General features: G+C 38.2%; 13 protein-coding genes. 5 read left to right on the plus strand and 8 right to left on the minus strand.

Annotated features, from left to right (window positions below; genetic code table 11):
- Nucleotides 1-33: 33 nt before the first annotated feature.
- Nucleotides 34-1470, minus strand: coding sequence for a PSP1 domain-containing protein (locus tag ACQ334_RS00850; RefSeq protein WP_430986257.1), 1437 nt, complete (start codon nucleotides 1468-1470; stop codon nucleotides 34-36).
- Nucleotides 1471-1573: 103 nt separating this feature from the next.
- On the opposite strand from ACQ334_RS00850, the gene ACQ334_RS00855 reads away from it, so the two are divergent.
- Nucleotides 1574-1738, plus strand: coding sequence for a hypothetical protein (locus ACQ334_RS00855; RefSeq protein ID WP_430986258.1), 165 nt, complete (start codon nucleotides 1574-1576; stop codon nucleotides 1736-1738).
- Between the two features lie 89 nt (nucleotides 1739-1827).
- On the opposite strand, the gene ACQ334_RS00860 is transcribed toward ACQ334_RS00855, so the two are convergent.
- The 7 genes from ACQ334_RS00860 to radA all read right to left on the minus strand — a co-directional run bounded on the left by ACQ334_RS00860 (nucleotide 1828) and on the right by radA (nucleotide 8423).
- A complete protein-coding gene (locus ACQ334_RS00860) occupies nucleotides 1828-3078 on the minus strand; it encodes an ATP-binding protein (protein ID WP_430986259.1) in 1251 nt (416 codons plus the stop codon).
- Nucleotides 3079-3118: 40 nt separating this feature from the next.
- Nucleotides 3119-3469, minus strand: coding sequence for a hypothetical protein (locus tag ACQ334_RS00865; RefSeq protein ID WP_430986260.1), 351 nt, complete (start codon nucleotides 3467-3469; stop codon nucleotides 3119-3121).
- 83 nt (nucleotides 3470-3552) lie between these two features.
- Nucleotides 3553-3927 (minus strand): aspartyl protease family protein, encoded by a 375-nt coding sequence (locus ACQ334_RS00870; RefSeq protein ID WP_430986261.1) that lies wholly within the window; start codon nucleotides 3925-3927, stop codon nucleotides 3553-3555.
- Nucleotides 3928-4065: 138 nt separating this feature from the next.
- Complete coding sequence (locus tag ACQ334_RS00875; protein WP_430986262.1) at nucleotides 4066-4656, minus strand: glutathione peroxidase; 591 nt, start codon at nucleotides 4654-4656, stop codon at nucleotides 4066-4068.
- Between the two features lie 109 nt (nucleotides 4657-4765).
- Nucleotides 4766-6172 carry a hypothetical protein gene (locus ACQ334_RS00880; protein ID WP_430986263.1) on the minus strand — a complete coding sequence of 469 codons (1407 nt, stop codon included), beginning with the start codon at nucleotides 6170-6172 and terminating at the stop codon, nucleotides 4766-4768.
- A 20-nt stretch (nucleotides 6173-6192) separates the two neighbouring features.
- Nucleotides 6193-6894: a ComF family protein gene (locus tag ACQ334_RS00885; protein ID WP_430986264.1), complete on the minus strand. Its 702-nt coding sequence runs from the start codon at nucleotides 6892-6894 to the stop codon at nucleotides 6193-6195.
- Nucleotides 6895-7049: 155 nt separating this feature from the next.
- Nucleotides 7050-8423, minus strand: a complete 1374-nt coding sequence (gene radA, locus ACQ334_RS00890; RefSeq protein WP_430986265.1) for a DNA repair protein RadA — start codon at nucleotides 8421-8423, stop codon at nucleotides 7050-7052.
- Between the two features lie 451 nt (nucleotides 8424-8874).
- Here radA and ACQ334_RS00895 point away from each other — a divergent pair, with 451 nt between their 5' ends.
- The 4 genes from ACQ334_RS00895 to ACQ334_RS00910 all read left to right on the plus strand — a co-directional run bounded on the left by ACQ334_RS00895 (nucleotide 8875) and on the right by ACQ334_RS00910 (nucleotide 12849).
- Nucleotides 8875-11133 (plus strand): TonB-dependent receptor, encoded by a 2259-nt coding sequence (locus ACQ334_RS00895; protein ID WP_430986266.1) that lies wholly within the window; start codon nucleotides 8875-8877, stop codon nucleotides 11131-11133.
- A gap of 46 nt (nucleotides 11134-11179) precedes the next feature.
- On the plus strand, nucleotides 11180-11503 hold the full coding sequence (locus tag ACQ334_RS00900) for a 2TM domain-containing protein (protein ID WP_430986267.1): 324 nt from the start codon (nucleotides 11180-11182) through the stop codon (nucleotides 11501-11503).
- Nucleotides 11504-11527: 24 nt separating this feature from the next.
- Nucleotides 11528-12169, plus strand: coding sequence for a hypothetical protein (locus ACQ334_RS00905; RefSeq protein ID WP_430986268.1), 642 nt, complete (start codon nucleotides 11528-11530; stop codon nucleotides 12167-12169).
- 101 nt (nucleotides 12170-12270) lie between these two features.
- Nucleotides 12271-12849, plus strand: coding sequence for a hypothetical protein (locus ACQ334_RS00910; protein WP_430986269.1), 579 nt, complete (start codon nucleotides 12271-12273; stop codon nucleotides 12847-12849).
- Nucleotides 12850-12861 lie beyond the last annotated feature (12 nt).

Consider the following 12861-nt stretch of genomic DNA (forward strand, 5'->3'; position numbering starts at 1 on the left):
GCCGGTATTAAACCGGCGTTACTGTATAATGTTTTATTTATTTTCTCCACTATTATTGTTGTTTGGATTGGGCCTTTGCTGATTAGGATTAGGCCGCTGTGGTCCACGGTTTTGTGGCGGCCTTTGTTGTGGCCTGTTTTGCTGGCCGCCGCCTTGCGGTGGTCTTCCTCCCGGCTGATTTGGTCTTTGTTGTTGTGGCTGGTTAGGTCGTTGTTGATTTTGACCGCCACGATTTTGCTGATTGCCCCCACCTTGTTGCGGCCTGTTGCCTTGTTGTCCACCACCTTGCCTGTTACCCATTGACTGTTGCCTGTTATCTCCCTGCCTGTTACCTTGCTGCCCACGTTCGTTCTCTCTCCTTTTACGGCTGGTTTTTTCCAAACTCTTTAAACTGATCTGGCCTACCACATCTGCATAAACCGGCTCGATATCTTTTGGTTTACTGGTCACAACTTCTACAGGTTCCAGGTCTGCAGGGCGTACACCCTGCCTATTCAATTCTTTAATTTTTTTAACCCTTTCAATAGTTAACGGATATTGTTTATTGCTATCCGGCATGGTGTACCACATCAGGTTTTTAAAAATATCCTTCTTCACTAAAAAGGCACGGCTTCTTTCCATTTCCAGCATATCGGCATCATCAGGAAAAAACTGCAATGCATCCATGTATGTATCCAACTCGTAATTCAAACAACATTTTAAACGACCGCATTGGCCGCTTAATTTGGTTTGATTAATGCTTAAATTCTGGTAACGAGCCGCATTGGTATTTACACTTTTAAAATCAGTCAGCCAACTGCTGCAACACAATTCTCTTCCACAACTTCCAATACCACCAACTTTCCCGGCTTCCTGGCGTGCACCAATCTGGCGCATTTCCACTTTCACTTTAAACTCGGCAGCATATAATTTTATCAGCTCACGAAAATCCACACGGTCATCAGCAATATAAAAGAAAGTGGCTTTACGGCCATCGGCCTGTATTTCCACTTCTGCCATTTTCATTTCTAAATTAAGCTGGCGGGCCATAGCACGGCTGCGGATCAATACCTGTGCTTCCCTTGCCTTGGTTTCCTTCATTTTGGCAAGGTCAGTTTCGTTAGCACGGCGCAATACTTTTTTAATGTCCGGGCTTTTCTCGTCCACATTCCTTTTTTTCATCTGTAAACGTACCAGTTCGCCGGTCATATTTACAGCGCCCACATCAAAACCGCTGATGCCTTCTACAGCGATCATATCTCCTTTTTCGTAAAAATGCAGCGTATTATTTTTAAAGAAATCTTTGCGGCTGCCATTATTAAAGCTCACTTCAATAATGCGGCAACTGCTTTCAGGATCGCTGAAAGGTAAGTTAGCCAGCCAGTCGTGTACATTCATACGGTTGCAACCACCGGTGCTGCAACTGCCATGGCTCTGGCAGCCACCTGGTGCACCATCTTTTGTGCCGCATCCTCCACTTCCACATCCCATATCTTAATAATTGATAATTGGTTAATTGATAATTAAAAATGGTTTAACTGCATTTCGTTAGTAACGATGAAGCAGGCAATACATTTTAAAAAGTAGGAATTTTTTGAACCCGGCTGTAGAATTACTATGTGGCCCCGAAAATATCGGGATTTCGCAAGTAAGAAATTTTGAATTCAGCTATATTGCCTTGCTCAACTTTATTGGCGTTGCACTCTTGTGCAGTAAATCATTATTGGGCATTAATGAATTGAATAGTAAAATGCCATAAAAATAAAACGCCTTAATATTGACCAAAGATTATATGCTGATGACAAAATAATCGTTCTTAGTAATTGTCTATTTCCCTGTTCAAATTCCTCAATTCACCAAAATTACTGATTTGTTGCTAATAATGTGGTATAACCTGATAGAAAGGGCATGGAAGAGCATTTTTGCATTAGCATTTCTTTCAATATAGTAGCTGGCCTTGTCTAATTCATTGATGATGGCTTCTTGCTGGCCAATGCCGCATATCTTGTTCAGGCGCAACGCAAAATCATGGTCTGCAGTCTGTTGTATATTATTTGAGTCGCCCAAAGCCCTTAAACGTACTGCCTGTTCCAGCAAATGAATAAAGTATTTGAGGAATTGTTTTTGTTTTTCCCTGCCCAGTTTGGCGGTCTCGTCAATCCATTTTACCTGTGCTACAGGCCCGGTTTTTAAAACAGCGTTCAGCCAATCCCTCAACATCGCCTGCCAATCGTCTTCGGCATGTTGCAATAATTGCAGGGCTTCCCGGTAATTGCCTTCGGCCAAAGCGGCAATTTGTCCCGCTTTTTCTATGCTTACCCCTTCTTTTAATTCCAATGCGGCTTCCACTTCTAAATTGGTGAGCAGTGGAATTTTCACCAGCTGCGTCCTGGATAAAATGGTAGGCAGTATTTGCTCCTCGCTTTCAGCCACAAACAGAAAAAGTGTATTAGGTGGTGGCTCTTCAATCAGTTTTAATAATTTATTACCCTCTTTGCCTAAAAACTCCGGCTTCCACATGATAAGGATCTTGTATTCACTCTCAAAACTTTTCAGGCTCATGGTGCGGTTAATATCATTGCATTCTGTTGCGGTGATATTACCTTGTTTGTTTTCGGCGCCAATAAATTGCAACCAATCATACACATTGCCATAGGGGCTTTGCACCACAAACTCCCGCCACTCTTTTATAAAATCGGCACTGATGGGTTTTTCCCCCGCTTTTTTTGTAATTACCGGGTAACTGAAATGTATATCGGGATGAATTAACGCTGTAGCTTTTTTGCAGGCAGCACATTCGCCGCAACTATCGTTGAAAGTTGAGAGTTGAGAGTTGAGAGTTGGTAGTTGGGCTTCAGCGACAGGTTCCGGCTCTCCAAATAATGATGGCTCTGCTTTCAACTTTTCACTTTCAACTTTCAACTGTTTTCCGTTTACTTTTTCGCAAACAATATATTGTGCAAAAGCCATGGCCAGTTGCAAAGCGCCGCTGCCTTCTTTACCTAAAAATAATAAAGCATGGCTCAGGCGGTTGTGCTGAATCATTTGTACCAATTGTTCTTTGGTATCTTTTTGGCCGGTGATGGAATGGAATTGCATGGATTGCAAAGATAAAGGAGAGTAGATGGAAATGAATTGCCTAAAATGTCCAGAAACGTTTTCTTTTAAAATCTATCCATAATGGCGGTCCATCATCAGTATTTAAAGTTGGCGTTGTTTTATCTTTTGATGAATACGGGGTTATTATCCACCTCCCTTTACGGTCTTTGTGTAATGTTCCGCTTTCGTACAATTCTCCTTCTTTAATACCTGTAAGATTTGCCGGAGCGTATATCCAGATATTATTGCCTTTGATTTTTATTGTACACTTACCTATACATTTATTGTATTCCATATCGCAGTAGTTATAAATATAAGTACCACTCTTGGGTATTTGTGCAAAGGGTATTGCAGTATATAATGTAAAGAAAATTATAAGTAAATTTTTCATTTCAATTTCATCTGAGCGAAATAAGGATGCTCAGGATTTACAATCAATTCCCTGCGATAAGGATGAATCACAACATCTCCCGATTATTCTAATAATTTAATATAAGGTATCGGGACAGGCATATCCTCAAGCGGAATCGCTCCTAATAAAAGTTCATTATCACCGGGAATTACCATGGCATCAACCACACAACGACGATTTTTAAAACGGACTTCAATCGGTCCAACCACATCATATTCTACCACACTGCCATCTGCAAGTTGTCCCTTTCTTTTTTCTACTACAGCCAATTGTAATTGTTCCTGCACCGTTTCGTTGATGCACATATAAACACTGCCGGTATCCACCAGCATATTTACGTGAATACGTTTTATTTCTTCTTCACCAATCTGATGACGTTTTGCCAATCCTAAATCAATAGCATTGATCAGTTCTATATCCGCATATATTAAACCCATTTGCTGCATATTATAAAGTTAATAAAAATGTTGGTATGCTTATCTGGCAAGATGAAAGAACCACAATCGGGGTTGCATAAAACAAAAAGAGGATGCAACTATTTTGTTGCATCCTCTTTTTATAAAATATTTTTAGACTTATAATTTACTTGTGAGCTCTTCACTCATTGGTTCTACCTTGCTGGGAAAATAAGTAATTAAATGTCCGTTTTCATCCAGTAAAAATTTACCAAAATTCCATTTGATTTCTGCATCCAGTACGCCGTTTTGTGCTTTGTTGCATAACCATTGAAAAATAGGTGCCGTATCATCACCTTTTACAGAAACTTTTGCCGCCATAGGAAAAGTAACACCATAATTCTTTTTGCAGAATTCTTTTATTTCTGTGTTGGTGCCAGGTTCCTGTCCGCCAAAATTATTGGCAGGAAAACCTACGATCACTAATTTATCTTTATACTTTTCGTACAGTTTTTCCAGGCCTTCGTATTGCGGTGTATAACCACATTTAGAAGCCGTGTTAACTACTAATATTTTTTTGCCTTTGTATTTTGCAAAATCGATAGTGCCACCATCGAGTGCTTCTACTTTAAATTCGTAAATAGATTTTGCAGCAACAATTACCGGAGGATTGAAGCCTGTTTGATTCTGGCCATCTCCGGATACAATTTCACTTGTTGGCGCTGCTGTACAGGATAATAATACTGTTGCAATCGCTAATACTTTTATCATAGTTTTAAAGTTTACTTTTTTAAATAACACAATTGTTGAAATATTGTTCGTGCAATTTTACTGCCAATTTGGTAAAGCAGCAGTACCGCTTATAAAAAATAATACAGGGCTACTGTTTTTCATAACAACCTAAATCGGGTAAACCAACGTTTCGGTTGCCATCGTCAAGATCTTTTGTAAAACCTGTAGCTACACCTTTGTTAATGCCCGGGGCAGTATTAGTTTTGGTGATCCTGAAATCATAGATACGTTTGCTGATATCAATACTGTCAAATTGAGGGTACAGGTTTTTGATATTGGCCGTTAAAGTGCTGTTGGCAGGGTCGTTTTGTGCCCGGTATAAATTCTTTTCAAATAATACATTAAAGGTATTACTGCCTTGTTTGTTTACCACTACTTCATTATTAACAAAGCCGGTATCGGCCCAAAAAATACAATTACGGAATGTGGCATTTAAATTGGCAGTAACTGTAGTGCCGCCCTGCGTTGCAAAATTACTTACTGTTAACACCGGGTTTTTATGCAATAAGTAGAGATTAGAAAAACTGGCTACAGTACAATTGGTGAAATTATAATCGCCGCCATATATTAAAGCAATATTACTGCCGCAGTTACTGATTAAACTGTTGTTAGCATAGATGCTTGTATTGGCTGCCAACACCCCGGCATCATAAGCATTATCAATAATGCATTGTTGCAAAATAAGTTTTGGATTGGCATTTACAGAAGGGCTTGTTGCCACCACCGCCTGGTAGGCATTTTTAATGACTGCAAATTTCAACACATTGTTTTTACTGTTGCCACGGAAATAAATACCGGGCCAGCCTGCGGGCAGATCTTTATAATCATTGTCCAATCTGTCGCCTGCAAAAACCACTTCATTACTTTTTGTACCATTAATAATAAGTGTACCATCTACAATAAAAGGCGCATCAGCATGACTGTAAATTTTTGTGCCCGGCTGAATGGTTAATGTTGCTGTGGTATCAATGCGCAGGCTTTTTAAAATTACAAATGGCAAAGTGTTTGTCCAGGTTACATTGCCTGTAATAACTTTGTTGGTAAGGTAAACAGCATTTTGCCCGTAAGCTTGTAACTGCACAAAACGATCGTTACCATTATAGTTAATTAAAATACTATCACTAACAATAAAAGGAAGATTGGCCGCATTAGGATTGATGGTTACCGATGCAAAAACATAAATACTATCATTAGCTTCAATTTCTACATTATTCAATTCGGTAGCAGCGGTGCCATTTACATTTATTTTAAAAGCAGATGCAGTGCCGCCCATTAATTTCACTTTACTTAATCTCAGCTTCTGGCTGTTTTCATTAATGATCTTAAATGATTTGGTGATAGAGCCGGTGGTGGTAAAAACAGTATCGTATTTTAAAGAGTCTGCGGTAATAGTAAGCCTGGCTTCTGCACTGGTAATGAAGGAATCTTTCTTACACGATGCCAACACTATCAATACGCAGAAACTAACAAAAAATAAAGACAGGCTTGATTTCATAATTCAAATTTAAACCAAAACTATTTAGCAGCGTGTGCTAATGTGGCAATATACAGTTTTACCTCTTCGGTTTGTAATATTACACTGCCGCAGGCTTCTAAAGTTGCGCCGGTGGTAACCACATCATCTACCAGCAAAATATTCTTTCCTTTTATAATTGCCGGATCTTTAACCACAAAGCTCCCTTCTACATTTTCCCATCTTTCGGTACGGTGTTTACGGGTTTGTGTTTCAGTAAAGCGCTGGCGGATAATAGTATCTTTTAAAACCGGCACATTCATAACCTCAGACATGCCATTGCAGATTATTGCTGCCTGGTTATAGCCTCTTTTACGTTCTTTATCGGGATATAGTGGTAACGGAACCAGGTAATCAATATGGTTAAAGCGATTGCTTTGTAGTAAACTGGTACCCATTAATTCGCCTAAATAAAAACCAATGGCGGTATTGTTTTTATATTTCAATTGATGAATAAGATGCTGTAACAAAGTTTCTTTAGCAAAATAAAACTGGCTGTGTGCGGCAGTAACGGGTATGCGCCCCCAGAATATCTTTTCTACCGGGTTATTATTGAATTGAGCAAAATCAGTGTGCGGCAGATCGTTGATACAATGTAAACAGAGTAAATTATTTTCTTCCAGTAAATCGCTGCCACAACCTGTGCACACGTGTGGGTAGAAGAGGTGAAGGGTAGAGGAGAATATATTTTTTAAAGATTGCATAAATTTAAGTCTCAGGTTGAGGAATAATTTTCAATATTCAATTTTCAACGCTCAATGTTCAATGAAATACACGTGCATTTTAAGTTGAGCATTGAATATTGAAAATTGGGCGTTGAGCATTTTTCTTAAATGCATGGCGAACTTCTTAGAGTTAATCAAAACAAATACTGATACACTTCCTCTACTTTCCCCAACGCCACTATCTCAATATTGGTTTTTTGTTTGGGTAAACTTTTAGCATTGTACTTACTCACAATAATTTTTTCAAAACCTAATTTTTCTGCTTCGGCAATGCGTTGTTCAATTCTGTTTACAGCTCTAATCTCACCACTTAAACCAACTTCACCGGCAAAACAGATCAGTTGCGGCAGCGGCACATCTTCGTAGCTGCTGAGTAATGCACATACAATCGCAAGGTCAATAGAAGGATCTTCAATCTTTAATCCGCCTGCAATATTTACAAAAACATCCTTTACACCAAAATGAAAACCCCCACGTTTTTCCAGTACAGCTAATAATAATTGTAAGCGGCGCAAATCGAAACCAGTTACAGTACGTTGTGGTGTACCATACACACTTTGCGTAACCAATGCCTGCGTTTCAATCAGTAAGGGCCGCATGCCTTCAATAGTGGCAGCAATAGCAATACCACTTAAGGCATCTTCTTTTTGTGTAATTAAAATTTCGCTGGGGTTGGTTACGGCTCTCATGCCTTCGCCGGTCATTTCATAAATACCTAACTCTGCTGTAGAACCAAAGCGGTTTTTTAATGTTCTTAAAATACGATAAGCATAATGACGATCGCCTTCAAACTGCAATACCGTATCCACCATATGTTCTAAAATTTTCGGCCCTGCTATATTGCCATCCTTGGTAATATGGCCGATTAAAAAAACCGGTGTGTTGGTTTCTTTAGCAAAGCGTTGCAGTTCTGCGGCAGTCTCTCTTATCTGGCTGATACTACCTGGTCCGCTTTCTACAAATGGCGATTGCAATGTTTGTATAGAATCAACAATGACTAATTGTGGTTTTAATTTTTTTACTTCCTGGAAAATTGTTTTGGTATCAGTTTCAGTAAGTAAATAAAAATTTTCGCTGGCAATGCCAATTCTGTCAGCACGCATTTTAATTTGTTGTTCGCTCTCTTCTCCACTTATATATAATGTAACCACATCTTTCAGTTGTAAACCAATTTGCAAAAACAAAGTTGATTTACCAATACCCGGTTCTCCTGCAACCAAAACAATACTGCCCATTACAATGCCACCACCCAGCACACGATTTAATTCTGTGTCTTGTGTAAGAATTCTTTTTTCTTCGGCACTGCTTACTTCGTTAATGGAGATGGTTTTTATTTTTCCATCTCTTTTATAATCTGCCCATTCATCTTTTTCTTTTTTATCGCTGCCTTTAACAATTACTTCTTCCACAAATGTGTTCCAGTTATTACAGCTGGGGCATTTGCCTAACCACTTTGCACTTTCATATCCGCAGCTCTGGCAAAAAAATGCCGACTTAGTTTTACTCATGTTGTAAAGTTAACGGAGGATTTGAAATTGAAAATTTTAGATTTATAAAAACAGTTTGAGGACTATTAATTACAAAAATTAAGTAGAAAATATTTTAGGTATGGTTGTACGATATTTTAAAATTACAAACCAATTTCAGTAACGACTAAAAAGTAAAAGGGCTATCATTTCTGATAGCCCTTTATACTTACTAACCCATTAAATTCTATTGCTAAATTACAATTTACGGCCACATAAAAAAATATATTTTGAGCGATGTTGATAAGTTCTGCGTTAAATACTTGCCAGGGCTGGCGGGTAAAGCGCTGCTTTAAAATATTGATAATCAATTTATTAAAAACAAAATTGGAGCAAAAGAATCGGGTAAAACCCAAGGTTAAGAAAAAATTATTTCTTTAAAACATTTGGTTTATAAAATAAACTACTTTACGTTTGTGTAAAATTTAGAAGGATGAAAAATTGGTTTACTTTACTACTTACGGTGTTGATTTTTTCGGCAAAAGCCCAGGTTAAAATCAGCGGTAAAGCGTTGGATAATAAGAACAAACCTCTGGCTGGCGTTAGTATAGTATTAAAAAATACATATGACGGAGCCACCACAGATTCGCTGGGTAATTTCTCTTTTACCACCACCGAAAAGGGGGAGCAGGTTCTTGAGGCTACTTCATCAGGTTACAGGACTTTTGAGCAAAAAATCACCATTGGCACCACAGATATTACAATTTCCGCTACTTTGAAGGAGTTGGTAACCGAACTGAAGGCAGTTGTAATTTCAACAGGTTCGTTTGAGGCAAGCGATAAGAAGAAAGGAGCCGTTTTAACCGATATTGATGTGGTAACTACCCCAAGTGCCAACGGCGACGTAACGGCGGCCTTTAAATCGCTGCCAGGTGCCCAACAGGTGGGTGAAAGCGAAGGCTTATTTGTAAGAGGCGGTACTGCTACCGAGAGCAAGATCTTTATTGACGGTACGCAGGTAAATAACTTCTTCTATAGCGGTACACCCGGTGTCGCACAAAGGGGAAGGTTCAATCCGTTTTTATTTAAAGGCACGGTATTCAGCACCGGCGGTTACTCCGCTTTATACGGCCAGGCTTTATCATCAGCCTTAATTTTAGAAAGTAAGGATTTGCCTGAAAAAAGCGAAGCTGACCTTGGCGTAAGCGTAGTAGGAGTAGGCGGCGGTATTCAGCACCTGGCGAAAGATAAAAAAAGCAGCTGGGGTTTTAGTGGTAACTATACCAACCTTTGGTTAGCATTTAATGTGATCAAACAAAAACTGGATTATTTTAAGATACCGGTGGTCATTGATGGCGATGCTAACTTCCGTTTTAAGACAAAAGGTGGTGGCATGGTAAAATTTTTCTCTTACGTCAGTAGTACCAATGTGGGCAGCCGCAATAATGATATTGATTCTATTGGCATGAAAGATGCGTTTACTATTCAAAACTTTAACCAGTATCATAATATCAGCTGGAAACAACCTTTAAAGAATAAATGGAAATTGAACGCCGGTGTTTCTTACAGCACTAACAAAAATGATATTGATAATGAATTGCAGAATGCCAATAATGTTAAGCAGATCATTACCACACCAATGTTTTATGCTTTTAAAAATTTCTCTCTGACAACTAAAGGTAATTTTTTACAAAACAGAATTGTGCTGGATAAAAAGTTAAGCGGTTTAAGTGCTATTCGCTTTGGAACAGAAGTAAGTGTAAGCAATGAAAAATCTGCTTATACATTATACGATGGCACAAAATATAACCAGACTGTAAAAGAAACCATGGCAGCAGTTTTTGCCGAATCAGATATTTACATCACCAATACACTGGCAGCAAAATTGGGTGTGCGTACCGAACATTCTGACCTGTTGAATAAATGGAATGTAGCGCCAAGAGCTTCACTGGCATACCAGTTAAGTAAAAACAGTTCTGCAGGATTTGCGTATGGTATTTTTTATCAGAACCCCGAAACAAAATATTTACCCAGCAGCAGCTTGTTGAATTTTTCGCAGGCAGCGCATTATATTTTACAATACCAGATGCAAACCGGTGTACAAACTTTAAGAATGGAATTATTCTATAAAAAATATAACGACCTGTATAAAACGGGCTATACTACAAACGGACAGGAAATAGCAAGCAGCAATTCCGGATCAGGGTATGCAAAAGGATTTGAACTTTTCTGGAGAGATAAAAAGACCATAAAAAATGTTGACTACTGGATATCTTATTCTTATTTAGACACTAAAAGAGATTTTTTAAATTTCCCTTCTTTAATACAGCCATCATTTGCTGCAAAACATACGGCTGCCTTTGTTTTCAAAAAATTCTTTTTGCCCTGGAAAACACAATTTAACCTGAGTTACAATTTTGCTACCGGAAGGCCTTATTACCGCATAGCTTATGACAATGCCCAACAGAAAAATGTATTTACTGATATGGGTACTACTATTAATTACAACAGTTGCAGCTTTAGTATAAATTACCTGCCTACCATTGGCAGAAAAGATACCAAAAACTTTGCAGTGTGGGTATTAGGTATCAATAATGTGTTTGGGCAAAACCAGGTGTTTACATACAATTATTCTAACGATGGTAGCCGTAAAGAAGCAGTAACACCACAGAGCAAACGATTTGTATTTATAGGCTGCTTCTTAAGCTTTGGTACCGACAGGACACAAGACGCCATTAATAATAATTTATAAAAATTAAAGTATAGCCATTTAAATTTTTAAAATTAAAAATCACATTATGTCACACTATCGTCAACCTGCTCCCGAAGGAAAGGATCCTGAACTTTGGGAGATTGCACAAAAGAGAGCCGGTTTTAAAAATCACCTGATTGTTTATGTAATTGTGAATGCATTTTTGTGGGGCATTTGGTTTGTTACCGGAAACCAGCATAGGATATTTAATATGGACGAATGGAATATGCATCGTTACCCATGGCCTATATGGACAACTTTAGGCTGGGGTATCGGTTTGGCATTCCATTTTGCAGGTGCTTATATTTTTCCTAAAACAAATTCGGTGGAAAGAGAATATCAAAAATTAAAAAATCAACAAAACAAATAAATCAACACTTTAAAAAATACAACAATGAAAAAGTTAATCATCGTTTCGGCTTTATTATCCATTTCTTTTTTATCCTTTAGCCAAAGTGATAAATATGTGGGTGCTATGAAAAAAAATCTTGCAGCTATTGATACCAGTTTTCAAAATCCTGCAAGCCTTTTAACGCTGGCCAATAATTTTGAAAGGATTGCAACGGCAGAAAAAAATCAGTGGCTGGCGTATTATTATGCTGCATTTTGCCAGGTAAATTATGGTTTTATGTTGCAGGATAAAGATAAAGTAGATGGCTTTGCAGATAAGGCAACTGATCTTATTAATAAAGCTGATTCATTAATGCCAAACAATTCTGAAATTTCCTGTATTAAAAGTATGATTGCAAGTTGCCACATGATGGTAAACCCGATGCAACGCTGGCAGGAATATGGTGCAGAAAGCAATGGTAATATGGAAAAAGCCATGCAGCAGGATCCTAATAATCCAAGGCCTTATTATTTAAAAGGACAGGGTTTAAAATATACACCGGAACAATTTGGTGGTGGTTGCAAAACTGCAAAACCGGCATTGCAAACGGCATTGGATAAATATGCTACTTTTAAACCAGCTGGTGAATTAGATCCTAACTGGGGCAAAGCGCAGGTGGAGATGTTGATAAAAACCTGTAATTAATCTGGTGTAGAAGTTTAGGGTGTAGAGGTTTAGGGCTGGAACAAAATGCGCCTTCTAAACTTCTAAACCCTAAACTTCTACACTCCTAAACCTACACAATAATGGAAGAGGAAAATTTTTCACCGCAAGACAGTCTTCAACTGATACAATCAATGATTGCAAAAACCCGTAGGGATATGGGTGATAACAGCAGTCATTTTTTGCTATGGGGCTGGGTAACTTTTGCAGCCTGTACCGGACAGTTTATTTTAAAAAATGTACTGGACTACGAAAAACATTACCTGGTATGGTTACTTATCATTCCTGCTATAATTTTCAGTGCTTACCTGGGTATAAAAGAAAGGAAGAAAAGAGAAGCCCAAACTTATATTGGGGAGAGTATGAAATATTTGTGGATGGGTATGGGTATCAGTTATTTTGTGTTGAGTATGATATTGAGTAAGATGGGGTGGAATACCAATATTTTTCCTTTCTTTATTTTGTTATATGGATTGGGTACGTTTATTTCCGGTAAGTTGCTACAATTTAAACCATTGGTAGTTGGAGGAATAAGCGCATGGATACTTGCTATCTGCTCTACTTATTTTAATTACGATTACCAGATGTTGTTTGGTGCCGCAGCAATTTTATTCAGTTATATTATACCGGCATACCTGATGCGCCAAAAAAATCATTTGTAAATATTTAATAAG

Source organism: Ferruginibacter sp. SUN106 (genome assembly GCF_050611765.1).
Taxonomy (GTDB): Bacteria; Bacteroidota; Bacteroidia; order Chitinophagales; family Chitinophagaceae; genus Ferruginibacter.

Bases quoted from the DNA above. Each gene is read 5' to 3' on its own strand.
- ACQ334_RS00850 (WP_430986257.1), bottom strand. From the start codon at position 1,470: ATGGGATGTGGAAGTGGAGGATGCGGCACAAAAGATGGTGCACCAGGT.
- ACQ334_RS00860 (WP_430986259.1), bottom strand. From the start codon at position 3,078: ATGCAATTCCATTCCATCACCGGCCAAAAAGATACCAAAGAACAATTG.
- ACQ334_RS00865 (WP_430986260.1), bottom strand. From the start codon at position 3,469: ATGAAAAATTTACTTATAATTTTCTTTACATTATATACTGCAATACCC.
- ACQ334_RS00870 (WP_430986261.1), bottom strand. From the start codon at position 3,927: ATGGGTTTAATATATGCGGATATAGAACTGATCAATGCTATTGATTTA.
- ACQ334_RS00875 (WP_430986262.1), bottom strand. From the start codon at position 4,656: ATGATAAAAGTATTAGCGATTGCAACAGTATTATTATCCTGTACAGCA.
- ACQ334_RS00880 (WP_430986263.1), bottom strand. From the start codon at position 6,172: ATGAAATCAAGCCTGTCTTTATTTTTTGTTAGTTTCTGCGTATTGATA.
- ACQ334_RS00885 (WP_430986264.1), bottom strand. From the start codon at position 6,894: ATGCAATCTTTAAAAAATATATTCTCCTCTACCCTTCACCTCTTCTAC.
- radA (WP_430986265.1), bottom strand. From the start codon at position 8,423: ATGAGTAAAACTAAGTCGGCATTTTTTTGCCAGAGCTGCGGATATGAA.
- ACQ334_RS00895 (WP_430986266.1), top strand. From the start codon at position 8,875: ATGAAAAATTGGTTTACTTTACTACTTACGGTGTTGATTTTTTCGGCA.
- ACQ334_RS00900 (WP_430986267.1), top strand. From the start codon at position 11,180: ATGTCACACTATCGTCAACCTGCTCCCGAAGGAAAGGATCCTGAACTT.
- ACQ334_RS00905 (WP_430986268.1), top strand. From the start codon at position 11,528: ATGAAAAAGTTAATCATCGTTTCGGCTTTATTATCCATTTCTTTTTTA.
- ACQ334_RS00910 (WP_430986269.1), top strand. From the start codon at position 12,271: ATGGAAGAGGAAAATTTTTCACCGCAAGACAGTCTTCAACTGATACAA.